Genomic DNA, 21604 nt, shown 5'->3' with positions numbered 1-21604 from the left:
CACTCCCCGCGCGCGCGATCGGATCGACGGGATCGACGGACCCGAGGGGCCCGTCGATCCGCTCCGCTCAGCGCCCCATCATCGCGGCGGGCGCGCCCGCGCCGATGCCCGCGCCGGGCTGCGGCTGCGGCTGCGCCGGAGCCACCGGCCGCGGCTCGATCCGCTCGCCCTTCGCGAGCATCTTGAGCGAGAGCGACAGGAGGCTGGCGAGGAGCTCGCCCGAGCCCGGCACGTCCAGCTTGCGGTAGATCCGCTTGCGCCGCGCCCGGATCGTCTCCGGCGAGACGCCCGCGGCGGCAGCGGAGTCCTTGCACGCGAACCCCTGCGCGATCCGCAGCACCTCGGCGCGCTCGGCGGGCGTCAGGCTCGTGCCCTCCATGAACCTGGCAGCGAACGGCGTCAGGATCTCGATATCGATCTGGGCCATCGTCGTCTTTTCCTTACCGGAAGGGCCCCTATGGGCCTGCGTCGCCGGTTTCTCGAATTGCGGTCGCCCGAGCCGAAGCTGCCCTGTCTCACCCCTGCTCGGTCGCCCGTATCCAACGATGGGGACGATAATAACGGCCCATCCGGTTGCCACCCCCGTGGCCAGGATTTGTAGAAGTGCGCGGGGACCACAGGACAATTTCCGTCGTGATCCCTGGCGGGTACGTCGCCGATAGCCCCTGAAGGGGCGTACCGACGGGAGCCCGCCGCCCCGACCGAGAGTAGTTTTTCGTACCCGGACGGAGGGTATTCTGGACACCCCTATGGAGGGGACCGCACCCCGTCCGCGCCGCTGCGCGCAGCCGGGCTTCGACCGCGCGAGACCAGCTCCGCGAGCCCGGGCGCGCCGGCCTCGACCGCGGCGAGGAGGTCGACCTGCTCCTCCTCGCGCTCGCGCAACCGCACCGCGAGCCGCTCCAGCGCCTGCCGCGCCTCGGCGCTCGAGGGAGACGCTTCGGCGGCCCGGTAGGCGAGGACGAGGGCGAGCTGCGCCCTGAGGGCGTCGCGCAGCTCGGCCGCGGCCCCGGCGGCGCCGTCGCCGCGCCCGGCGTCCACCACCGTCGCGAGGACGCGGCTCGAGAGCGGGAAGCGCGCGTCGAGCAGCTCGAAGCGGAGCGCCTCGCCCGACCGCGCCACGCGGACCGCGCGCCCGCCGAACGGGAACGTGATCGACCCCGGCGCGACGGCGGCGCGGAGCGCCGCGGGATCCGGCGCGGCCTCCGCCGGCGCGCGGGCGGCGGGATCGCCGCGGAGCCGGTCGAGCACGCCGCGGAGCTCGTCGATCGCGATGACGACGTTCAGCCCCTGCGCGCCGCGGTAGCCCGCGTGGTAGACGCCGACGAGCTCGGGCTCGCCGGTCCGGCACGACACCGCGAGCACCGGGCTCCCCGAGCTCCCGAGGTTGAGGAGCGCGTCCACCGCGAAGTCTTCGTGGTCCCACCCGCGCTCGTTGTCGCGCTGGCCGACGCCGATCACCCTGCCCGTGTTCACCGCGGGGAAGGCGCCGAGGGGATAGCCGCGCGCGAGCACGGCGTCGCCGACCCGGAGGTCCGCGGAGCGCCCGATGGCGTACGGGATGACGCGCAGGGGGCGCGCCGAGGCGAACACGGCGAGATCGCGGCGCGCGTCGGTGACCACGGGCACGAGGAGCGGGAGGTCCGGCCCGTCCGGCTCCGCCTCCGACGCGACGATCCGGAGCTCCTCGCGCACCTTGCGCGACCCCGCCGGCACGCCGTCGAGGCTCGCGCCCTCGCCGGTCACCTCGGGGAACTCCGTCACGTGCAGGTTGGTCACGACGAGCCAGCGCTCGCCGTCCTTGCGGTACGCGAAGCCGGTGCCGTGGCGGACCTTGCGGTGATAGAGGCGGCGCACCCGCCCGCCCTTCCCGTACGAGAGCTGCTCGTAGACCGCGGTCGCGCGGAGGCAGTGGACCCAGTCCGCCGTGGGCCGGGCCTCGCGCTCCCGGGCCGCGGCGGACATCGCGGAGAGCGCGTCAGCGTAGCGCCCGGGGCAGGGCGCCGCGATCGCCCCGTCGCCGGCGGGGGTGGGGCGGAGAGGGAGGCAGAGGACGAGGAGCGCGAGGAGGGCGCGCACCGCCCGGACGGCCGGCATCGGCGGTGAAGCTAGGGGCGGGGCCGGGGCGAGGCGAGGGCCCGAGCAGCCGGCGACCCCCTCCGGCGCACCGGCCGCGGGGCTCGCGCGCCTCCCGCCCCCGACCGGTCCCATCGCCGGAGCGCTGGGGTAACATCCTCCCCGCATGCCTCCATCGGCCCGCATCGCCCTCGCGCAGGTGAACACGACCGTCGGCGACTTCGCCGCGAACGCCGGCAAGATCCGCGACGCGACGCGCCGGGCCCGGGCGGCCGGCGCCTCGCTCGTCGTGTTCCCCGAGCTGGCGATCTGCGGGTACCCGCCCCGCGACTTCCTCGGCCTCCCGGAGTTCCTCGCGCGGGCCCGGCGCACGCTCGAGGAGCTCGCCGCTCCCGCGGAGTGGTCGCGGGACGTCGCCGTGGTGGTCGGGTTCCCGGAGGCGCCCGACGGGGCCCCTCCGCCCGGCGTCTACAACTCCGCGGCGCTCCTCTCCGGCGGGCGCGTCGTCGCGGTCGGCCGGAAGTCGCTCCTCCCGACCTACGACGTCTTCGACGAGACGCGCTACTTCCTCTCCGCCCCCGCCGCCACCGCGGCGGAGGCGCCCGAGGGCCTCGCCCTCCGGCTCGGCCTCTCCATCTGCGAGGACATCTGGAACGACAAGCGGTTCTGGGTGCGCCCCCGGTACGCGCGCGATCCCATCGCCGAGCTCGTCCAGGCGGGGGCGTCGCTCGTCCTGAACATCTCCGCCTCGCCCTACGGCATGGGGAAGCCGGCGCTCCGGGAGCAGATGCTCGGCGCCGCCGCGAAGGGGCACGGTGCGCCCATCGCCTACGTGAACCAGGTCGGCGGGAACGACGCGCTCCTCTTCGACGGCGGCTCGATGCTCCTCGGCCGGGACGGCGCGGTCCTCGCCCGCGCGCCGCTGTTCGAGGAGGCGCTCGTCGTGGCCGACCTCCAGAGCGGCACGGGGCAGGTCCTCGGCCTCGACGGCGCGCCGCTCCCCGCGCCCGGCCCGGCCCCCGCCGACGCCGTGGCGGACGAGGTGTTCCGCGCCCTCGTCCTCGGGGTCCGCGACTACGTGCGCAAGTGCGGCTTCCGCAGCGCGGTGGTCGGGCTCTCCGGCGGGATCGACTCGGCCCTGACCGCCTGCATCGCCGCCGCCGCGCTCGGCCCCGAGGCCGTGCTCGGGGTGGCGATGCCGTCCCGCTACAGCTCGGACCACTCGCGCGAGGACGCGGCGGCCCTCGCGCGGAACCTCGGGATCCGGTTCCAGGAGATCTCCATCGAGCCGATGCACGCCGCGTTCATGGCGCAGGTGCACTCGGTGGACGGGCGCCCCCTCTGCGACCTCGCCGAGCAGAACGTGCAGGCCCGCATCCGCGGGCAGATCCTGATGGCGCTCTCGAACGACACCGGCGGGCTCGTCCTCTCCACCGGCAACAAGAGCGAGCTCGCGGTGGGCTACTGCACGCTGTACGGCGACATGGCCGGCGGGCTCGCGGTGATCGGCGACGTCCCGAAGACCCTCGTCTACCGGGTCGCGCGCGCGGCCAACGCGCGGGCCGGCCGCGCGTCGATCCCCGAGCGGACCTTCACGAAGCCCCCCTCGGCCGAGCTCAAGCCCGGCCAGGTGGACCAGGACTCCCTCCCGCCCTACGAGGTCCTCGACGACATCCTCCAGGCCTACGTCGAGGAGCGGCTCCCGCTCGACGCCATCGTCGCGCGCGGCCACGACGACGCCACGGTCCGGCGCGTGCTCCGGATGGTCGTCTCGAGCGAGTACAAGCGGCGGCAGGCCGCGCCGGTCCTCAAGGTGAGCCAGAAGGCGTTCGGGGAGGGGCGGCGCTTCCCCATCGCGCACGGGTACCGGTACTGACCAGGGCCTTTTTGACGTTCGGTGATACCCGGTCCGGGACCGGCGGCGCCGCGCGGGCGGTGCTAGGTTCGGGGGCGGTGCCCCCGTGAACTCCACCGCCCGCGGCCTCCTGCTCTTCCTGCACGTCCTGTCCGCGTCGGCCTGGCTCGGGGCCGCGCTCTGGGTGCCCGGCGACGTCCGGCGCACGCTCGCCCGCGGCCACCCGCACGTCGAGCCCCTCGCGGAGCGGGTCGGCGCCGCCCTCGGGCTCGACCTCGCCGCGGGGCTCGCCACCGTGGTGACGGGGCTCGCGCTGTGGGGGTACCAGGGGTTCGCGCACCGCGCGGGGATCGAGCTCGGCTTCGCGGCCGCGATCGTCCGGCTCCTCGTCGGGTGGTTCGCGGTCCGACCGGCGTGGGGGACGATCCAGGCCGCCCTCGCCCCGAGCGCCGACCTCGCCGCCGCCGACCCGCCGGCGCGGCGGCTCGGGATGCTCGCCGGGATCGCCCACCTGCTCTGGCTGGTGGCCCTCGCGGGGATGATCTCCGGTTAGCGCCGCGGACGATCACCAGAGCCGGAGCATCACCCCGAGGACGAGCCAGAGCGGCACGCCCACGAGGAGCAGCCCGATCCAGGCGGCGTCGAGCGCCCGGCGGCGCCGGGGTGAGAGGTCGGGCCGGCGGGCGGCCACGCGGAGGCCGCCGGCGACGAAGGCGACGAGGAGGACGGGCCCGTAGAGGAGGAGGGCCCGGGAGAGGGGCGGGAGGCCGGACACGGGGCCGGTCCGCTACACCTGCATCACGTCCTTCTCCTTCGCGGCGACGATCTCGTCGATCCGCTTCACGCCGTCGTCCGTCTCCTTCTGCATCTTCTCGAGCGCCTTCTTGGCCTCGTCGGCGGCGACGTCGCCGTCCTTCTCCGACGCCTCGATGAGCTCCTTGGCGTCGCGGCGCTCGTTGCGGATGGCGATCTTGTGCTCCTCGCCCTTGTGCTTCACCTGCTTCACGATCTCCCTGCGGCGCTCCTCGGTGAGCGGCGGGATCGGGATGCGGACGAGGTCCTTGTCGCTCATCGGGTTCACGCCGAGGTTCGCGTCCCGGATCGCCTTGTCGATCACCGGGATCATGCTCTTCTCCCAGGGCTTCACGACGATGAGGCGGGCCTCGGGGACGGAGAGCGTCGCGACCTGGCTGAGCGGCGTCGCGGTGCCGTAGTAGTCGACCCGCACGTTGTCGAGCAGGTGCAGCGACGCGCGCCCGGTGCGGACGGAGGCGAGGTCGTGGCGGAGCTGATCGAGGGTCCGCTCGATCCGCTCGTGCAGGTCCTTCAGGATGTCGTCGGCGACGCTCATGAGCGGCTCCTTCGGCCCTACGCGCTCCGCGCGCTGGGGCGCCCCACGGTGGTCCCGATCTCCTCGCCGAGCACGACCTTCCGCACGTTCCCGCGCTGCGTGAGGTCGAACACGACGATGGGGAGGTCGTTGTCCATGCAGAGGCTGATGGCGGTCGAGTCCATCACCTTCAGGTTCTTCTTCAGCACGTCGATGTAGTTGAGCTGCTTGAACTTCACCGCGGACGGGTTCTTCTTCGGGTCGTCGTCGTAGACCCCGTCCACCTTGGTCGCCTTGAGGAGCACGTCCGCGTGGATCTCCATGGCGCGGAGCGAGGCGGCGGTGTCGGTGGTGAAGTACGGGTTGCCGGTGCCGGCCGCGAAGATCACCACCCGGCCCTTCTCGAGGTGCCGGATGGCGCGGCGCCGGATGTACGGCTCGGCGACCTGGTGCATCTCGATGGCGGACTGCACGCGGGTCGGGACGCCGAGCTTCTCCATCGCGTCCTGGAGCGCCATCGAGTTGATGACGGTCGCGAGCATGCCCATGTAGTCCGCGGAGGAGCGGTCCATCCCCTCCGTCGCGCCGGAGACCCCGCGGAAGATGTTGCCGCCGCCGATGGTGAGCGCGACCTGGACCCCCAGATCCACCACGTCCTTCACGTCCTGGGCGATGGCGCTGAGGGTCTTCGGCGAGATCCCGTACTTGCCGTCCCCCATGAGCGCCTCACCCGAGAGCTTGAGGAGGATTCGCTCGTAGCGCGGCTTCGGGTGCGGAACTTTCTCGCTCGCCATGGTCGGCGGGTTGTACCGGGCGCGGTGGGGGCGGTCAAGACGGCGCTGTTCCCGGGGTTTCGCCCGAGCTCGGCCGGCTCACTCCCCGGTGGCGGCGACCGGGGCTGGCGTGGCGCCCCCTTCCGGACCCTGCGCCCCGACGCCGCGACGGCGGCGGCGACGACCACCCCGCCGGCGGCGACGGCGACGGCCGGTCCCGTGCGCGCCCTCGGGAGACGGGCCGCCGGTCGGCGAGCCCTCGGCGCCGACCTCGATCTCGGCCGAGACCTCGCCCTCCTCGCCTTCCTCGCCGGCCTCGAGCTCCGGACCGGGCCTGGAGGCGCCGGGCGCCTCCGCCGCGCCGACGTCCGCGGCGGGCGCGGGACGAGGCGGACGGTCGGGACCACGCGGGGCGCCCCGGCCCTCGGACCGGCGCTCGCCGCGACGGGGGAGCTCGCGCTCCTCCTGCGGACGCTCGCCTTCGCCGCGGAAGCGCTCGAGGATCTCGGCCCCCTCGCCGGTGGCGTCCACGCTGATCTCGAGGAGCTGGATCGCGTCCTGGAAGTACGGCTGGCCCGCGAGGCCGCGGCCGCGGCGGCGGCGCTTCCGGGGGGGCTCGCGGAAGAGCCGCTGCGCGTGGAGCGCCAGGCGCGTGCGCTCGGCGATCTTGCGCGGCAGCCGCGAGGTCTGCACGAGCGTGGCGAGGAAGGCCTCGGCCTCGGCGAAGCGCGGCACGTGCGGGTTCCTCAGCTCGTCCGCGGCGTCCTCGTGGGGCGCCGGGGCGAGGTGCATGAGGAGCGCGCCGAGGAGGACCGCCTCGGAGAGGACCTCGCCGGAGCGGACGAGCCGGTCGAGCGCGGAGAGGTGGGCGAAGAAGCCCTTGCGCCGCTCCTCGCTCCACGAGTCGAGGGCCGCGCCGACCGCGGGGAGGACGACCTGGAGCGCCCCGCAGGCCCGCATCAGCTCGAACGCGCGGGAGGACCCGCCGCAGCGGAGGATCTTGAAGATCTCCTCGAGGACGCGCGGCGGCGCGCAGCGGGCGAGCTCGCCGGCGTTCCGGCGCATCGCCTCGAACGTGTCGGGGGCGATGATGAAGCCGAGCCGGGAGGCGAACCGGATCGCCCGCAGCGAGCGGACCGGGTCCTCGCGGACGCGGATCTCGGGATCGCCGATGGTGGCGATCCGGCGCGCCTCGAGGTCGGCCCGGCCGCCGACGTAGTCGATCACCTCGCCGGTCGCGACGTCGTAGAAGAGCCCGTTGACCGTGAAGTCGCGGCGGACCGCGTCCTCCTCGGCGGTGCCGAACACGTTGTCGCGCGTGATGAGGAGATCGCCGTCCGGCGCGTCGCCGCCGCCGACGTCCTCGGCGACGTCCGTGGGGTTCTTCCGGAAGGTCGCGACCTCGATCACCTTCCCGCCGCGGAAGTAGACGTGCGCGAGCCGGAAGCGGCGGCCGATCAGGCGGCAGTTCCGGAAGATCGCGCGGACCTCGCCGGGGTGGGCGTCGGTCGCGACGTCGAAGTCCTTCGGCTTGGCGTCGAGGAGCAGATCGCGGACGCACCCGCCGACGAAGTACGCGCGGTGCCGCATGTGGCGGAGCCGCGCGACGACCCGCAGGGCGTCGGAGTCGAGCCGCTCCACCGGGATCTCCGGCGGGTGCTCGGGGGGGGGGTCGTCGGGAGGATCCAGCGCCAGCCCGGGGGGCGGGCGGCGCTCGCGGCGCTCTTCGTCGGATTCGGAGAAAAAGGCGGGATCGCGGAGGTCGTTCGGAGATCGATCTTGCATGCGGTCGCCGGATCGGGGGGCGCCCTGCCCCGGAGGAAATCCCCGGGAGGAGGGAACGCGCCTGCACCGTCGGGCTCGTCCTCGGGCGTGTTTCTACTGATTGCGTGCCTTTGCGTCAAATGCCATGTCGAGCGGGCGGCCGCCCGGCCGGCCATCCGTCGAGGTCCCGCCCTCCCCATTCGCGTCGCAGCTCGCCTCGAACAGGTCGCCCTGGACGGGCTCGAGGCCGAGCGCCTGGCGGACCGGCGTGAACGACCGGCGATGGATGGGGCAGGCGCCGAGCCGGCCGAGCGCCTCGAAGTGCTCGGCGGTGGGGTAGCCCTTGTGCCGGGCGAAGCCGTACCCGGGGTGAATGGCGTCGAGCTCCGTCATGAGCGCGTCGCGGGTGGTCTTCGCGAGGATGGACGCGGCGGCGATGGTCAGGGAGAGGGCGTCGCCGTGGATGATCGGGGTCTGCGGGAGCGGCAGCTCCGGGAGCTTCCGGGCGTCCACCAGGACGTGCCCGGGGACGGCGGAGAGCGCCTGGACCGCGCGGGTGAGGGCGAGGAGGCCGGCGCGGTAGATGTTGAGGCGATCGATCTCCTCCACCTCGGCGCGCGCGGTCGCCCAGCAGATCGCGTTGCGCCGGATGTCCTCGGCGAGCCGCTCCCGCTCGGCCCGGTCGAGCTGCTTCGAGTCGTCGATCCCGTACGGACGGTAATCGTGCGGCAGGATGCAGGCGCCCGCCACGACCGGCCCCGCGAGCGGCGCCATGCCGGCCTCGTCCACGCCGGCCACGTGGACGATCCCCCGCTCCCAGAGCTCGGTCTCGAACCTGAGCAGGTGCCTGAGCCGCTGCCCCTCCGCGCGGTGTGCGCGGCGGCGCTTCAGGACCAGGCGGAGGATCTCGCGGGCCCCGGCCCGCCCGTCGGCGGCGAGGGCCGCCTCGCACCCTTCCCCGAGCGGCTCCCCGCGGTCGATCAGCCGGGCGCGCAGCTCGGAGACGGAGAGGCTGGCGAGGTCCTCGGGACGCATCCGCGGGGGAGTCTACCGTCGGGCCATGGTCAGGGTCGAGCACGGGGCACCTCCCCGGTCCACGGTCACCGCGAAGCATCCCCGTGACCGTGACCGTTCCCGTGACCGTGACCGTGCCCGCCTCCCGCCTCCCGTGTCCCCTCGCCCGTGATCCGACGGCGCCCTCGGACCACGGAGATCGGCCCACGGGCCACGGGAGCCGGAACACGGATGACGCAAAGCCGGTGACGGTGACGGTGACGGGATCGGCGCGGCTATCTCTGACAGGCGAGGCAGAAGAACGTCGAGCGCTGCGCCTGGACCACCCGCGTGATCGGCTCCTTCCCGCAGCGGGGGCAGCGCTCGCCCTCGCGGGCGTACACGAGGAACGGGTTCTCTCCGCCCTCCTCCACGTAGGTGATCTCCGGCCCCTCCTGGCGCGCGATCCCCTCCCGCATCGCCTCGACGATCGCCTCGGCGAGCCGCCGCACCTCGGGGCGGGTGAGCGCGTCGGCGCGCCGGCGCGGGTCGATCCGGGCGCGGAAGAGGGCCTCGCTCGCGTAGATGTTGCCGACCCCGGGGACGATCGCCTGGTCCATGATCCGGACCTTCACCGGCAGCCTCGACCGCGCGAGCGCACCCGCGAGCCGGTCCGGATCCACGCCGCGCTCGAGGGGATCCGGGCCGAGCGCCGCGATCTCCGGGACCTCCTCGAACCGAGCGCCCGGGACCACCCGGAGCCGGCCGAAGAGGCGCATGTCGTCGAAGTGCAGGACCGCCCCGTCGTCGAGGTGGAGGCGGGCCCGGGAGAAGGGCGTGGACGGGTCCGCCTCGGCGCGGCGCAGGAGCTTCCCGGTCATCCCGAGGTGGGCGAGGAGGCCGAGGGGCGCGCCGTCCCGCTCGAGCGCGACGAGGAGGTGCTTGCCGACGCGGCGGATCGGGCCGAAGCGGGCGCCGGCGACGGCGCGCGCGAAGGCGGCGGGGGTCGCGGGGCGGAAGATCCGCCGTGCCCGCGGGTCCGGCTCGGCGCGCACGATCGCCCGCCCCGCGGTCCAGGCCCGCAGGTTCCGCGCGGCGATCTCGACCTCGGGGAGCTCGGGCATCCCGGGGAGCGCCGCCCTACCTCGGCCGCGTGAACGCCGCCATGAAGAAGCCGTCGGTGCCGTGCAGGTGCGGGAAGAGCTCGAGCTGGTTCCCCTTCGCGCCGAGCGCGGCCGCCCGCTCCGCGCCGAGGAGCGCCTCGAGCGGCGCCGGGAGGAGCCCGAGCACCCGCTCCGCGTGCTCGGCGACGTCGCCGTTCTCGGTCCGTCCCATGGCGCAGGTCGCGTAGACGAGCCGGCCGCCCGGCTTCACCAGCGCCGCGAACCGCCCGAGCAGCTCCTTCTGCAGCGCCGCGAAGCGCGTCGGGTCGTCCGGCTTGAGGCGCCAGCGCGCGTCCGGCTTCCGGCGCAGGGTCCCGAGCCCGCTGCACGGCGCGTCCACGAGGACGACGTCCGCGCGCCCCTCCAGGTCGGCGACGGCCGCCGCCGCCTCGGGGCCGGCGGGGATCGGGCGCGTCCGGAGGTTGTGGACGTGGGCGCGGCGCGCGCGGCGCTTCCCCTCCTCGAGCCGGCCGGGATCCGAGTCGAGCGCGTAGAGATCGCCCTTGTTGTGCATCTCCGCCGCGAGGGCGAGCGCCTTCCCGCCCGCGCCGGAGCACGCGTCCACCACGAGCTTGCCGGGGCGCGCGGCGCAGGCGAGCGCGATGAGCTGGCTGCCCTCGTCCTGGATCTCGAAGCCGCCGTCCTGGAACGACGCGAGGCCGAACGCGTTCTGGTGCCCGTCGAGGACGAGCCCCCAGGGAGAGAACGGGGTCGGCTCCGACCGGACCCCCTCCTGCGCGAGGCGGGCGCGGAGCGCCTCGCGGTCGTTCACGAGGAGGTTCGCGCGGACCGTGAGCGGCGCCCGGGCGTTCACCACCTTCGCGAGCGCGCGCGCCTCCTCCTCGCCGCGCTCGGAGACGAGCCGCTCCACGATCCAGCGCGGGAGCGAGGCCTCCACGGCGAGCCGCTCGAGCGGATCCGGGATCGCGGCGATCCGCGCGTCCGCGCCCTCCAGCCCGGCGAGGGCGCTCGCCGGGACCGCCACCCGGCGCGCCGCCTCCGCCGGCGTCGCCGCGCCGGTGCGGACGAGCCAGGCCGCGTACCGGGTCGTGAGCTCCGGCTGCCCGCCGAGCAGCCAGTCGAGCTGCCCCTGGGCCCGGAGGAGGCCGTACACCGCCTCCGCGACCGTGCGCCGCTCGTTCGCCCAGAGCTTCCGCTCGCGGCGGAGCACCCGCTCGAGCGCCCGGTCCGCGAGCCAGCCCTGGTCGTGGACGAGGCCGTGCACCTCGAGGACGAGGGTGTCTACGAGGTCGTTGCGGGGAGGACGGAGGCGGTGCGGCCGGGGCATGGACCGCGGTTCTACAGGCTCCCGAGCACCTCCGCCACGTGTCCCCCACCTCGACGTCCGGGAAGACCCGCTCGATCTCGCCGTCCAGGGACCACGAGGACGCGCCCCTCGCCGCGCGGCCCCTGCGAAGAGGGCCGCCCGTTTTCGACTAGAGTCGCGGCCGCGATGGCGCGAACGCAGGTGAGCCAGGGCGAGCCGCACGGGCCGGACGGGCGGGCCGGGCCCGACGACCGGCGCCGGGCACGGGCGACGCGCTCCGACGTGCAGCTCGCCTGGGCCCGCGACCGGGACGGGAACAAGGTCCACGTGGGCCGGATCGATCCGAGGGATCGCCGGGCTCGAGGTCCCTTCACCTGCCTCGGCTGCGGCGAGCCCCTCGTCCCCCACCTCGGCCAGCGCCGCGCCCGCCACTTCGCCCACCTCCCCGGCTCGACCTGCCCCCTCACCGCGCCCGAGACCGCGCTGCACCTCGACGCGAAGGAGCGGCTCCTCGCCCTCTGCGTCGAGGCGTTCGCCGGCGTCCGCCGGGTGACGCTCCTCACCCGCTGCCCCTCGTGCCGGCGGCTCGCGCCGCGCGACCTCGCCGGCGAGGGGGACGGCGCGGTGGGGGAGGGCGCGGTGGGGCCGCTCCGCGCCGACGTGCTCGTGACCCGCGCCGGGGCCCCGCGGCTCGCCCTCGAGGTGCTCGTCACGCACGCGGTGGAGCCGGAGAAGGAGGCCGCCCTCGCGGCCGCCGCCGTCCCCGCCGCCGAGATCGACGCGCGGGAGGAGTGGGAGGAGCGGGACGAGGACGGGGCGGTCCGCGTCGCGGTGGCCCGGAGCCTCGGGTTCCCGCCCTGCCCCGCCTGCGCCGCCCAGGCGCGCGCGGACGCGGATCGGGGCCGGGGCGGCGAGGCGGCGGAGATCGCCGAGCTCGAGGCGTACCGCGCCCGCGGCCTCCTCGGTCCGACGCCCGGCCGGCGGCCGGCGCCCGGAGGACGGGGCGCGGGCGGGGCGACGGGACCGGCGGACGGAGACGGACCGCCCGCCGATCGCCCCCTCGACCCCGACGAGCGCGCCGCGCTCGAGGCCCGCTTCCGCTGCCCGGACTGCGGCGGGGCCGGGATCGTCTTCGGCGAGCGGCTCGCCCGCCACGCCTGCCCGGGTCAGCGCGCCCGCCCCATCGCCTGGCGGGGATACGAAGGCGCGGTGATCGAGCTGTCGTGGTGGCGCCGCGGGCGCGGGTAGGACCGCGGCGGGGTGCTCGCAACCGGCCGACTCGCCTGGGCAATTCTGGCACGAGCGACCCGTTCCCGCCCTTGCGAAGGCGTCCTTCCTGTGCTAGATGACCGCCTCCCGCGAGCCAGGGTGGCCGCGGGCCGCCAGCGGTATCCGGCGGATCAGCGAAGTAAATTCACACACTCCCGAGCAACGGCGCGCTCCGGTGCTCTCCGGTGGAACGGCCCTCACGGCGTTCGCACCGGGTGTCGAGCGCGTCCCGCGTGGAGTGGCGGAACAACCGGAGAAGAACGCATGGACATCCAGCAGCCGCAGAACCCGGCGCCCGCGCCGGAGCAGCCCGCCGCCCCCGAGGCGGTCCCCGCCGCCGCAGCACCCGCCGAGGCGGCCCCCGCCGAAGCGACCACGATGGCGAGCGCCCTCGGCCAGGGCGGCACCGCCATCACGATGAAGGCGCTCCTCGAGGCGGGCGTCCACTTCGGCCACCAGACCCGGCGCTGGAACCCGAAGATGAAGCCGTACATCTTCGGCGCCCGGAACGGCATCTACATCATCGACCTGCAGAAGACGGTCGGCCTCGCCCGCGCCGCGTTCCGCTTCGTCTCGGACTCGGTCGCCAAGGGCGGCACGGTCCTCTTCATCGGGACGAAGAAGCAGGCCCAGGACGCCATCCGCGAGGAGGCCTCCCGCGCCGGCCAGTACTTCGTGACGAACCGCTGGCTCGGCGGGACGCTGACGAACTTCAAGACCGTCAAGCAGGGCATCGACCGCCTGAAGACCATCGAGAAGATGTCCCAGGACGGCACCTACGAGCGCCTCCCGAAGAAGGAGGTCGCGCAGCTCGAGCGTGAGCGCGAGAAGCTCGAGAAGAACCTCGGCGGCGTGAAGGAGCTGGCCCGCCTGCCCTCCGCGCTCTTCGTCATCGACACGAAGAAGGAGCACATCGCGGTGCACGAGGCGAACCGCCTCGGCATCCCGGTCGTCGCGGTGGTGGACACGAACTGCGATCCCGAGGGGATCGACTACGTGATCCCCGGGAACGACGACGCGATCCGGTCGATCCGGCTCTTCACCGGCAAGGTCGCCGAGGCCTGCATCGAGGGCAAGGCCCGCTACGGCGCGTGGGTCGCCGAGCACGGCGGCCGCGACGAGCGGCGCGAGGCCGAGGACCGCGACGCGGCCAGCGAGCGCGGCCACAAGGACCGGCGCGATCGGCGCGATCGCCGCGGCGGCTTCCGCCGTGACCGCGAGCCGCGCGCGGACCGCGCCGCCGCCAGCGCGAACGTCGAGGTGGTGCGCAGGGGCGAGGTGCCCGCCGCCACGCCGGCGCCCGCCAGCGAGGGCCAGCCCAAGCCGTAGCCCCCGCCGATCGCCCCGGCCGCGTCGCGCGCCGGGGCGCCAGGTCTCGAGGGGCGGGCCGCCGTGGCCCGCCCCCGTCATTTTACGAACGGATTACGAAGGATCAGGAAGGGAGAGCAGGTCGTGGCCGAGATCACCGCGAAGATGGTTCAGGAGCTCCGTGAGAAGACCGGGGCCGGCATGATGGACTGCAAGAAGGCGCTCACCGAGGCGGGGGGCGACTCCGCCAAGGCCGAGGAGGTGCTCCGGAAGAAGGGGCTCTCCGCCGCGGCGAAGAAGACCGGCCGCGCCGCCACCGAGGGCGCCGTCGCCAGCTACATCCACATGGGCGGCAAGATCGGCGTGCTCGTCGAGGTGAACTGCGAGACCGACTTCGTGGCGCGCACCGAGGGGTTCCAGACCCTCGTGAAGGACATCGCGATGCAGATCGCCGCCGCGGCGCCGCTCTACGTGCGGCGCGAGGAGGTCCCGGCCGAGGTCGTCGCGAAGGAGCTCGAGATCGCGAAGGCGCAGATGCGCGAGCAGAAGAAGCCCGAGGCGATCCTCGAGAAGATCGCCCAGGGCAAGCTCGAGAAGTACTACTCGGAGGTCTGCCTCCTCGATCAGGCGTTCGTGAAGGACGACAAGAAGAAGATCAAGGACGTGGTCACCGAGGCGGTGGCGAAGATCGGCGAGAACATCCAGGTCCGCCGCTTCGCCCGCTTCGTCCTCGGCGAGGGGCTCGAGAAGAAGCAGGAGAACCTGGCCGAGGAGGTCGCCAAGACCGCGGCCGCCGCGTCGAAGGCGTAGCCCGCGCACCGCTCGCCCCGGTGGCTCGCGTCCGGCGGGCCCGGGTCGAGGCCGGCGCCAGAAGCCCCGGTCCCGCGCACGGCGGGCCGGGGCTTCGTCGTATTCTCCTCCCGACGGTCCGATGACCCGATGACCCGATGACCCGCGCTCGAGCCTGGCCGCAGCGCCTGCTCGACAGGCGGCGTCCTGGACGACCCCGCTGGACCCTTCGACGGGCCGGCTCACCGGGCGCGAGGTTGACAAGCGGGCGGGCGGCCGATTACGAACCGAGGCTCCTTCCAGGCATCCCGGCGGCGAGGGATCCCGGCGAGCGCCCCGGTGTTCGAAGAGGTCACGAAGCGAGAGGACGGGAAGCGGGCCGCGAACAAGGCGCGGTACGTCCTCGGCGCCGCGGTCGTCCAGATCGTGCTCGGGGTCGCCCTCGTCCTCGCGACGCGGACCGAGGAGAAGCTCGACGGGCCGACGGTGCCGGTGATCATCGTCCGCCCGTCGCGCCCGCTCGCGCCTGCACCGCCGCCCCCCGCGCCGCCGGCCGCCCCCGAGCGCCCCGCCCAGGGGCCAAGGGTCGCTCCCTCCAGGCCGTCCCGGCCCCAGCCCCTGATCCAGCCGAAGGAGCTCCCGGCGCCGGTGAAGCCGCGGGAGCCCGAGCCGCCGGAGCCCGGGCCTGCGCCAGAAGGCACGAGCGCGGGCACGAGCGCCGCCGCGGGCGCCGGCGTCGGCGAGGGAGTGGCCGGCGGCGCCGCCGGTGGCGTGGTCGGCGGCGTCGTCGGCGCCACCGCCGAGCCCGCCCAGCAGCCGCAGCGCGACGACGCGCCCGCGTTCGCCACCGCCGGCTACCGCAAGCCGCGGACCGCGCAGCCGGGCTGCCTCGGCAGCAGCCTGCGCGTGCCCCGCGCCCTCGCCGCCTTCGTGTCCGGCCCGGTCGTCGTGAAGTTCGCGGTGAACCGGGACGGCACGCCGAGCCGCTTCGAGGTCGTGACGAGCGTCCCCGACCGGCGCATCGCGGACGCGATCTGGAGCGCGGTGCAGGCGTGCAGGTGGATCCCTGGCGCCGACGCGCAGGGCCGCCCCACCGCGGTGTGGGTGATCCAGCCGATCCGGTTCGCCGGCGGCTAGCCCTCGGGTAGGCTCGCGCCTCGGCGCCGGTCGCCTCTTTCGATCAAGGAGAGCTCGATGTCTCTTCAGCTCGTGGACGTGCTCCAGCAGCTCGTGGTGACGCAGGCCGCGCCGGAGGCCGTGTCGTTCGACCTCGTCAACATGTGGCGCTCGATGGGCCCCTTCGCGCGGGTCGTCGCGGCCGCCCTGGCGGTGATGAGCGTCTACTCGCTGGGGGTCGTGGCGGAGCGGCTCGTCACGTTCTCCCGCGCGCAGCGGGCGTCCCGCGAGTTCGCCGAGGCCCTCCGCGAGCTGCTCCCGGCGGCGCGGTTCGAGGAGGCCGTGACGCTCGCCCGCACGCTCGGGCGCGGTCACCTGCCGAGGGTGCTCGGGCGCGCCCTCGAGGAGTACCGCCGGGGCGTCGCGGCGCGCGCGCAGGGCGGCGCGCGCGACGCGGCCGAGCTCGACGTCATCGCCGCGGTGAACCGGGCGGTGGAGCGGAGCTCGCTGCGCACCGTGAACGACCTCCGGCGCGGCCTCGGCGCCCTCGCCACCATCGGCTCGACCGCCCCGTTCGTCGGGCTCCTCGGGACGGTCGCCGGCATCATCACCGCGTTCCAGGCCATGGCCGCGACCGGCTCCGGCGGCCTCGGCTCCGTGTCCAGGGGCATCGCCGAGGCGCTCGTGACGACCGCGTTCGGGCTCCTGGTGGCGATCCCGGCGGTGATGATGTTCAACTACCTCACGGGCCGCGTGGAGGACATGCAGGTGGACCTCGCCGACTCGGCCACCGAGCTCGTCGACTTCCTCGTGAAGGAGGGGCGCGAGGGGAGGTAGCGGCCGCACCGCTCGCCCGGCGAGGAGACGACAACCGATGTCCATGGACGTGGGCGGCAAGGGCCCGATGACGAGGACGCTCGCGCGATCGGGCGGCGCGCAGCCGCGTGCGCATCTCGGCTGGACGCGGCCGGTGATGAGGAGCGAGATCAACGTGACGCCGCTGGTGGACGTCGTGCTGGTCCTGCTCATCGTCTTCATGGTCGTCACCCCGATGCTCCAGCGGGGGAAGCCGGTGGTCCTCCCCGACGCGCGGCACGTCTCGGCGCTCACGCGCGGCGGCGACCCGATCCTCGTCTCGGTGACCCGCGACGGGCGGCTCTGGATCGACCAGGAGGAGGTCCAGCGGCAGGACCTCGCGCGCCGCGTCGGGGCCCGGATGCGGCTCCACCCGGGCGCCGCGGTCCTCGTGAGGGGCGATCGCGACGTCGAGTACCGGGTCGTCCGCGAGGTGATCCGCGAGCTCTCGAAGACCCGCCTCGCCGGCGTCTCCCTCGCCGCCACCCAGGCGGAGGGGCGGTAGCGATGGCGACGGAGCTCGGGCCCGGGCGGCGGGTCGCGGAGATCAACGTCACCCCGCTCGTGGACGTGGTGCTGGTGCTGCTCATCGTCTTCATGGTGCTCACCCCGCTCGCGGAGAAGCAGAAGTTCCTCCGCGTCCCGGAGGTGGAGCCGGACGTGCAGCCGGTGCCGCCGGACGCGGTCCCGCCGGATCAGACCGTCCTGACCGCGCTCCAGAACGGCCGCGTCCGGCTGAACGGGCAGGAGCTGGCGGTGGAGGACGCGGCGCGGCTCCTCCACGCTGCGTACGATGGCCGCCCGTCGAAGGTCCTCTTCTTCGACGCGGAGGACCCGGTGAGGTACGAGCAGGCGATCCAGGTGCTCGACGCCGCCCACGGCGCCGGCGTGAACACCATCGGGCTGATGACGGACGCGCCGCTCGCGGCGGGGGCGAGCGCGCGGTAGGAGGCTTCCCCTACTCCCCCGCCGCCAGCCGTCCCAGCACGGCCTCGAGCTCGGGCGGGAGCGGGCTCTCCACCGCGACGTGATCGCCGCCGGGCGCCTCGAAGGCGAGGCGGGTCGCGTGCAGGAACTGTCGGTGCAGACCGGGGATGGCGGCCGCGGCGCCGCCGTAGAGCGCGTCGCCCGCCACGGGGTGACCGAGCAGCGCGAGGTGGACGCGGATCTGGTGCATCACGCCGGTCGCGATCCGGACGCGCAGGAGCGTGTGCGCGGCGAAGCGGCGCTCGGGCTCCCAGTGGGTCTCCGCCGGGCGCGGCCGGAGCCCCTTCGCGAGCAGCCGGTCCTCGGCCTCGCGGTCCGGCGCCGCCACCACCCGCCCACCGCGCTGCGCGAGCGGCACGGACGACACGCCGCCGGCCGAGACGCGCCCCGCCACGAGCGCGCGATAGATCTTCTCGACCGCGCGCGCCCGGAGCTGCTCGTGGAGCGCCGCCCACGCCTCCGGATCGCGGGCGAAGAGGACGCAACCGCTCGTCTCGAGGTCCAGCCGCTGCACCGCCCCGCCCTCGCGCGGATCCGGTGACGCGAGGGCGCACTCGGGGTACCGCGCGACCACGGCGTTCGCCAGCGTGCCGCCCTCGCCGGGGGCGAGCGGGTGGACCGCGATCCCGGCGGGCTTGTCCACGACCACGAGGCGGGGAGCCTCGAGCAGGACCGCGAGCGGCGCCTCCGGCTCCGGCGCGGGCGGGCCGGCCGGCTCCTCGACGTCGAGCTCGACCAGCGCGCCGGGCGCGGCGGGATCGCTCGCCCGCACCCGGCGGCCGCGGACGCGGACCTCCCCGAGCGCGAAGGCGCGCTTCACGGCCGCCCGGCCGAGGCCGAGCGCGTCGGCCAGGGCGCGGTCGAGCCGCCCCTGCGCGGTGAGCGGCAGCCGGATCTGCTTCTTCACGTGTTCCTCTCTCCCTCGTGCGGCGAGGGCCGCCGCGGCCTCCGACTCCCGTCGCCGCACGCCACCTCGACGAGGTCGCGTGGGCCAGCGGGCCCCCAAGTGGAGATAGACCGCCCCGCCGGGCCGCCGCAAGAACCATCGGGAAGCGAAGCCGGCGAGGGAGGCCGGACGCGAGAGGAGACATGCCGACCCGCCTCGAGCTGCCCACCACCGCCGGCGCGATCCGCGCGCTCCGCGTCGGCGACGAGGTCCGGCTGCGCGGCGGCCTCGTCACCGCGCGGGAGGCGGCGCACCGGCGGCTCGTGCGGCGCGACGAGCCGGTCGTCCGCGCCTGGACCGAGGGCGGCGCCGTCTACCACTGCGGGCCGGTGGTGGCGCGCGATCCGGCGAGCGGGGCCTGGCGCTTCGTCGCCGCGGGGCCGAGCGCCTCGCCCCGGCTCGAGCCCTGGGAGGCGGAGGTGATCGCGCGCTACGGCCTCCGGGCGGTGCTCGGGAAGGGCGGGATGGGGCCGCGCACGCAGGAGGCCCTCCGCGTCCACGGCGCGGTCTACCTGCACGTCGCGGGCGGCCTCGCCGTGACCCTCGCCCGGTACGTGCGGCGGGTGCTCGGCGTGCACCTCCTCGACGAGCTCGGGATCGCCGAGGCGGTCTGGCACGTCGAGGTCGAGGACCTGCCCGCGGTGGTGACGATGGACGCGCACGGCGACAGCCTGCACGCGCCCCCCTCGGCGCCGCTCCCGGAGCCCGCCTGAAGGATCACCCCGCGTCCGTGCCCGCCCTCGCCTGCATCCGGGCCAGGCCGTAGAAGAGCTGGTGCTCCGTGTAGATCTTGCGCGCGGCGCCCTCCCCCGCGCGCGGCGAGCCGGGGCGCTCGAGCCACATCCGCACGCGCACGATCCCCTGGTGCGCGAAGGGGGCCACGATCTCGGGCGGCGCCTCCGCGAGGTAGCGCCGCAGGAGCGCGCGGATCCTGCGGTTGTACCGGGCGCGCGGGAACCGCGCGTGTCGGCGCCCGCGGTGGAGCGTGCCGTCGAACCGCGTCGACGCGTGGTAGAGCTCGTGGAGGACCGTCGCGATCCGCTGCTCCGGGCTCGACGAGCGGAACCAGAGTGGACGCAGCGTGATGACGTACAGCACGCGCCGCCCCTTCACGCGGATGACCGGCCCTCCGCGCGCGCCCCGCCCGCCGCCGCGCGCCGCCCGGATGGTGGCGCGCGAGCTCCGGCGCGCCTCGCCCGCCACGACCAGCACCCGCGTCGCCCGGACGTGCGCCAGCTCCGGCACGCGCGCGGCGACGTCGCGGATCAGCCGCTTCACCGCGAGCGTGACGTTCGGCCGGCGCGCCATCCCCGCGAGCATCCCCCGGAGAGGCGACTGCCACAAGAACGTACCCGTCGCGGTTCAGCACTAGTCCGGGTGGGCGTCTTGAACGCCCCGCGCGGGGTCGCTAGCATCCGCGCCGATGTCCCTCCCGGTCGCAGTCGCCCTCGTCGCCGTCTTCGCCTCCCTCGTGCACCTCCGCAGGAGGGAGCAGGCGATGGCCGCGCAGATCGCCGGGCTCGCCGAGCTCGTCCGCGAGCTGCACGTGCGGGTGGACGCCGCGGAGGCGGACGTCGCACACGCCGTCACGCAGAGCGACATCGCCGAGAGCCTGCTCCTCGAGAAGGGGATCGCCGACGAGGAGGACATCGAGGAGGCGCGCCGCCGGTTCGACGACGGCGACGACGGCTCCGCCGCCGGCTCGTCACAGGAGCGCGGCAGCGGCGAGCTGCACTAGATTAGCCGGGGGATCGGCCGCGCCGGCGCGGGTTCGCCCGGCGGGGCGGGCGGGCGCGGGCGCCGCGCTTCGGGGCGCCCCTCCGCTTCGGTGCGCCCCCGCGCTTCGGTGCGCCCCCGCGCTTCGGTGCGCCCCCCCGCTTCGGTGCGCCCTCTCGCTTCGCGGCGGGACGGGGCGCGGGCGCTCCCCGCTTCGCCGGAGCGGCGGCGAGCTCGGCCCCCGTGCCGGCCTCGAGGGGCTCGAAGCGCGGCCGCTCGGGGTGCCGCCGGTAGACGAGCACGGTCCGGCCGAGGATCTGCGCGATCTGGGCGCCCGCGGCGGCGCCGAGCCGGTCCGCCGCCGCGAAGCGGTCCTCCGGGCTCTCCGTCCCGACCTTCACCTTCACCAGCTCGTGGACCCGCAGCGCCTCGTCGAGCTGGCGCAGCACCGGCTCGGTGACGCCCTCCTTGCCGATCTGCACGACGGCGGAGAGGTGGTGACCCGCCGACCGCAGGGTCTTGCGGAGCGGGGACGACGGCATGAGGGCGCGCTTCTTCGGGTTCGTGGGTGCGGGCATGTCGATTCCTGCGGTCACTTCCTGAGGTACTTGAGCTCGCGGAGGAGGTCGGCGCTCTCGGGGGCGACCTGGAGGCCGCGCCGGAGGTGCCGCTCGGCGGCGCCGAGGTCTCCCGTGAGCTTCGCCATCTGGCCGAGGAACAGGTGCCCCGGCACGCACCGCGCGTTCTTCTTGAGCGCGGCCTCGATCGCGGCGGCGCTCGCGCCGTGCTGCCGCTTCTGGTCCGGCGCGACGAGGAAGTCGCACCACGCCTTCCAGATCCCGAACTCGGCCTCGTCCGGGTTGAGCTTCAACGCCTCCTCGAACTTCGCGCGCGCCTCGCCGTAGCGGCGACTCTTCACGAGGAGCGTGCCGGCCTGGAACAGGTTCTCCGCCTGGAGGATGCTCATCACGTCGATGTCGGCGGCGCCGCCCGAGGCGAGGGACTCGAGGTACTCGGCGCGGCGCGCCTCGTCGGAGAGCACGTTCCACGCCTCGCCGATCCTCGCGAAGACGTCGGCGCAGAGCTTCTTCACCTCCGGCGGCGCGTCCGAAGGCACGGCGTCCGGGTGGTACCGCTTCGCGAGCTGGAAGTAGGCGATCTTCACCTGGGACGCCGGCGTGTCGCGCTTCACGCCGAGGACCTCGAAGTGATCCTGGTCCTCGAGCTTCGCGAGGAGCGCCTGGAGTGCGCCGGGCTCGAGGACGGACGTGGCGGGCCTCGGCGCGGCCGCGGCCTGCCTCGGCGCGGGCCTGGGGACGGGCGTGGGCGCGTGCCTCGGGGCGGGCGCGGGAGCCGGCCTCGGCGCGGTCGCCCCGGTGGCCCTCGGGCCGGGGGCC

24 protein-coding genes are annotated in these 21604 nt (G+C 74.9%); 11 read left to right on the top strand and 13 right to left on the bottom strand.

All coding sequences use genetic code 11. The annotated features are described in order from the left end of the window. Window positions 1-67 precede the first annotated feature (67 nt). Both MNZ27_RS16635 and MNZ27_RS16630 read right to left on the bottom strand, forming a co-directional pair. The gene (locus tag MNZ27_RS16635; RefSeq protein ID WP_242395218.1) at window positions 68-427 is read right to left on the bottom strand and encodes a LuxR C-terminal-related transcriptional regulator; all 360 of its coding nucleotides are present in this window, start codon (window positions 425-427) and stop codon (window positions 68-70) included. 320 nt (window positions 428-747) lie between these two features. Beyond that, entirely contained in the window at window positions 748-2097 is a 1350-nt protein-coding gene (locus MNZ27_RS16630; protein WP_242395217.1) for a S1 family peptidase, read from the bottom strand. A 145-nt stretch (window positions 2098-2242) separates the two neighbouring features. Here MNZ27_RS16630 and MNZ27_RS16625 point away from each other — a divergent pair, with 145 nt between their 5' ends. Then, complete coding sequence (locus MNZ27_RS16625) at window positions 2243-3952, top strand: NAD+ synthase (protein WP_242395216.1); 1710 nt, start codon at window positions 2243-2245, stop codon at window positions 3950-3952. A gap of 85 nt (window positions 3953-4037) precedes the next feature. Continuing rightward, window positions 4038-4484, top strand: coding sequence for a hypothetical protein (locus MNZ27_RS16620; protein ID WP_242395215.1), 447 nt, complete (start codon window positions 4038-4040; stop codon window positions 4482-4484). Window positions 4485-4496: 12 nt separating this feature from the next. Here MNZ27_RS16620 and MNZ27_RS16615 read toward each other — a convergent pair whose 3' ends face one another. The 7 genes from MNZ27_RS16615 to MNZ27_RS16585 form a co-directional block, all read right to left on the bottom strand. After that, window positions 4497-4706, bottom strand: a complete 210-nt coding sequence (locus MNZ27_RS16615; RefSeq protein ID WP_242395214.1) for a hypothetical protein — start codon at window positions 4704-4706, stop codon at window positions 4497-4499. A 12-nt stretch (window positions 4707-4718) separates the two neighbouring features. Continuing rightward, window positions 4719-5282 carry a ribosome recycling factor gene (frr, locus tag MNZ27_RS16610; RefSeq protein WP_242395213.1) on the bottom strand — a complete coding sequence of 188 codons (564 nt, stop codon included), beginning with the start codon at window positions 5280-5282 and terminating at the stop codon, window positions 4719-4721. A gap of 17 nt (window positions 5283-5299) precedes the next feature. Further along, entirely contained in the window at window positions 5300-6055 is a 756-nt protein-coding gene (gene pyrH / locus MNZ27_RS16605; RefSeq protein ID WP_242395212.1) for a UMP kinase, read from the bottom strand. 78 nt (window positions 6056-6133) lie between these two features. Beyond that, window positions 6134-7819, bottom strand: a complete 1686-nt coding sequence (gene pcnB, locus MNZ27_RS16600) for a polynucleotide adenylyltransferase PcnB (RefSeq protein ID WP_242395211.1) — start codon at window positions 7817-7819, stop codon at window positions 6134-6136. Window positions 7820-7912: 93 nt separating this feature from the next. Next, entirely contained in the window at window positions 7913-8833 is a 921-nt protein-coding gene (locus MNZ27_RS16595) for a ribonuclease HII (RefSeq protein ID WP_242395210.1), read from the bottom strand. Between the two features lie 254 nt (window positions 8834-9087). Next, window positions 9088-9915, bottom strand: coding sequence for a bifunctional DNA-formamidopyrimidine glycosylase/DNA-(apurinic or apyrimidinic site) lyase (gene mutM, locus MNZ27_RS16590; protein WP_242395209.1), 828 nt, complete (start codon window positions 9913-9915; stop codon window positions 9088-9090). 16 nt (window positions 9916-9931) lie between these two features. Continuing rightward, on the bottom strand, window positions 9932-11242 hold the full coding sequence (locus MNZ27_RS16585; RefSeq protein WP_242395208.1) for an RsmB/NOP family class I SAM-dependent RNA methyltransferase: 1311 nt from the start codon (window positions 11240-11242) through the stop codon (window positions 9932-9934). 165 nt (window positions 11243-11407) lie between these two features. Between MNZ27_RS16585 and MNZ27_RS16580 the strand changes: the two genes are divergently transcribed. The 7 genes from MNZ27_RS16580 to MNZ27_RS16550 all read left to right on the top strand — a co-directional run bounded on the left by MNZ27_RS16580 (window position 11408) and on the right by MNZ27_RS16550 (window position 17506). After that, complete coding sequence (locus MNZ27_RS16580) at window positions 11408-12469, top strand: competence protein CoiA family protein (protein WP_242395207.1); 1062 nt, start codon at window positions 11408-11410, stop codon at window positions 12467-12469. A 399-nt stretch (window positions 12470-12868) separates the two neighbouring features. Continuing rightward, window positions 12869-13819, top strand: a complete 951-nt coding sequence (rpsB, locus tag MNZ27_RS16575) for a 30S ribosomal protein S2 (RefSeq protein ID WP_242395224.1) — start codon at window positions 12869-12871, stop codon at window positions 13817-13819. A 123-nt stretch (window positions 13820-13942) separates the two neighbouring features. Then, a complete protein-coding gene (gene tsf, locus MNZ27_RS16570) occupies window positions 13943-14608 on the top strand; it encodes a translation elongation factor Ts (protein WP_242395206.1) in 666 nt (221 codons plus the stop codon). Window positions 14609-14926: 318 nt separating this feature from the next. Then, entirely contained in the window at window positions 14927-15724 is a 798-nt protein-coding gene (locus tag MNZ27_RS24070) for an energy transducer TonB (RefSeq protein WP_242395205.1), read from the top strand. A gap of 57 nt (window positions 15725-15781) precedes the next feature. After that, window positions 15782-16540, top strand: a complete 759-nt coding sequence (locus MNZ27_RS16560) for a MotA/TolQ/ExbB proton channel family protein (RefSeq protein WP_242395204.1) — start codon at window positions 15782-15784, stop codon at window positions 16538-16540. Between the two features lie 37 nt (window positions 16541-16577). Then, window positions 16578-17063, top strand: a complete 486-nt coding sequence (locus tag MNZ27_RS16555; RefSeq protein ID WP_242395203.1) for an ExbD/TolR family protein — start codon at window positions 16578-16580, stop codon at window positions 17061-17063. Between the two features lie 2 nt (window positions 17064-17065). Then, window positions 17066-17506: a biopolymer transporter ExbD gene (locus MNZ27_RS16550; RefSeq protein WP_242395202.1), complete on the top strand. Its 441-nt coding sequence runs from the start codon at window positions 17066-17068 to the stop codon at window positions 17504-17506. Window positions 17507-17516: 10 nt separating this feature from the next. On the opposite strand, the gene MNZ27_RS16545 is transcribed toward MNZ27_RS16550, so the two are convergent. After that, window positions 17517-18452: an RluA family pseudouridine synthase gene (locus tag MNZ27_RS16545; RefSeq protein WP_242395201.1), complete on the bottom strand. Its 936-nt coding sequence runs from the start codon at window positions 18450-18452 to the stop codon at window positions 17517-17519. A gap of 182 nt (window positions 18453-18634) precedes the next feature. On the opposite strand from MNZ27_RS16545, the gene MNZ27_RS16540 reads away from it, so the two are divergent. Then, the gene (locus tag MNZ27_RS16540; RefSeq protein ID WP_242395200.1) at window positions 18635-19204 is read left to right on the top strand and encodes a FumA C-terminus/TtdB family hydratase beta subunit; all 570 of its coding nucleotides are present in this window, start codon (window positions 18635-18637) and stop codon (window positions 19202-19204) included. 4 nt (window positions 19205-19208) lie between these two features. Here the strand turns inward: MNZ27_RS16540 and MNZ27_RS16535 are convergent, their stop codons facing one another. Then, entirely contained in the window at window positions 19209-19799 is a 591-nt protein-coding gene (locus MNZ27_RS16535) for a putative metallopeptidase (RefSeq protein ID WP_242395199.1), read from the bottom strand. A gap of 115 nt (window positions 19800-19914) precedes the next feature. Between MNZ27_RS16535 and MNZ27_RS16530 the strand changes: the two genes are divergently transcribed. After that, window positions 19915-20229: a hypothetical protein gene (locus tag MNZ27_RS16530; RefSeq protein WP_242395198.1), complete on the top strand. Its 315-nt coding sequence runs from the start codon at window positions 19915-19917 to the stop codon at window positions 20227-20229. Between the two features lies 1 nt (window position 20230). On the opposite strand, the gene MNZ27_RS16525 is transcribed toward MNZ27_RS16530, so the two are convergent. Both MNZ27_RS16525 and MNZ27_RS16520 read right to left on the bottom strand, forming a co-directional pair. Further along, window positions 20231-20785, bottom strand: coding sequence for a YhbY family RNA-binding protein (locus tag MNZ27_RS16525; RefSeq protein ID WP_242395197.1), 555 nt, complete (start codon window positions 20783-20785; stop codon window positions 20231-20233). A 14-nt stretch (window positions 20786-20799) separates the two neighbouring features. After that, window positions 20800-21604: J domain-containing protein (locus MNZ27_RS16520; protein ID WP_242395196.1), on the bottom strand; the 805-nt coding region annotated here is incomplete at its 5' end.

Origin of the sequence: Anaeromyxobacter oryzisoli (assembly GCF_022690765.1) — a bacterium.
In the GTDB taxonomy this organism is placed as follows: domain Bacteria; phylum Myxococcota; class Myxococcia; order Myxococcales; family Anaeromyxobacteraceae; genus Anaeromyxobacter; species Anaeromyxobacter oryzisoli.
The sequence above is the reverse complement of the archived record's forward strand: the minus strand, read 5'-3'. Positions and strand labels throughout refer to the sequence as shown.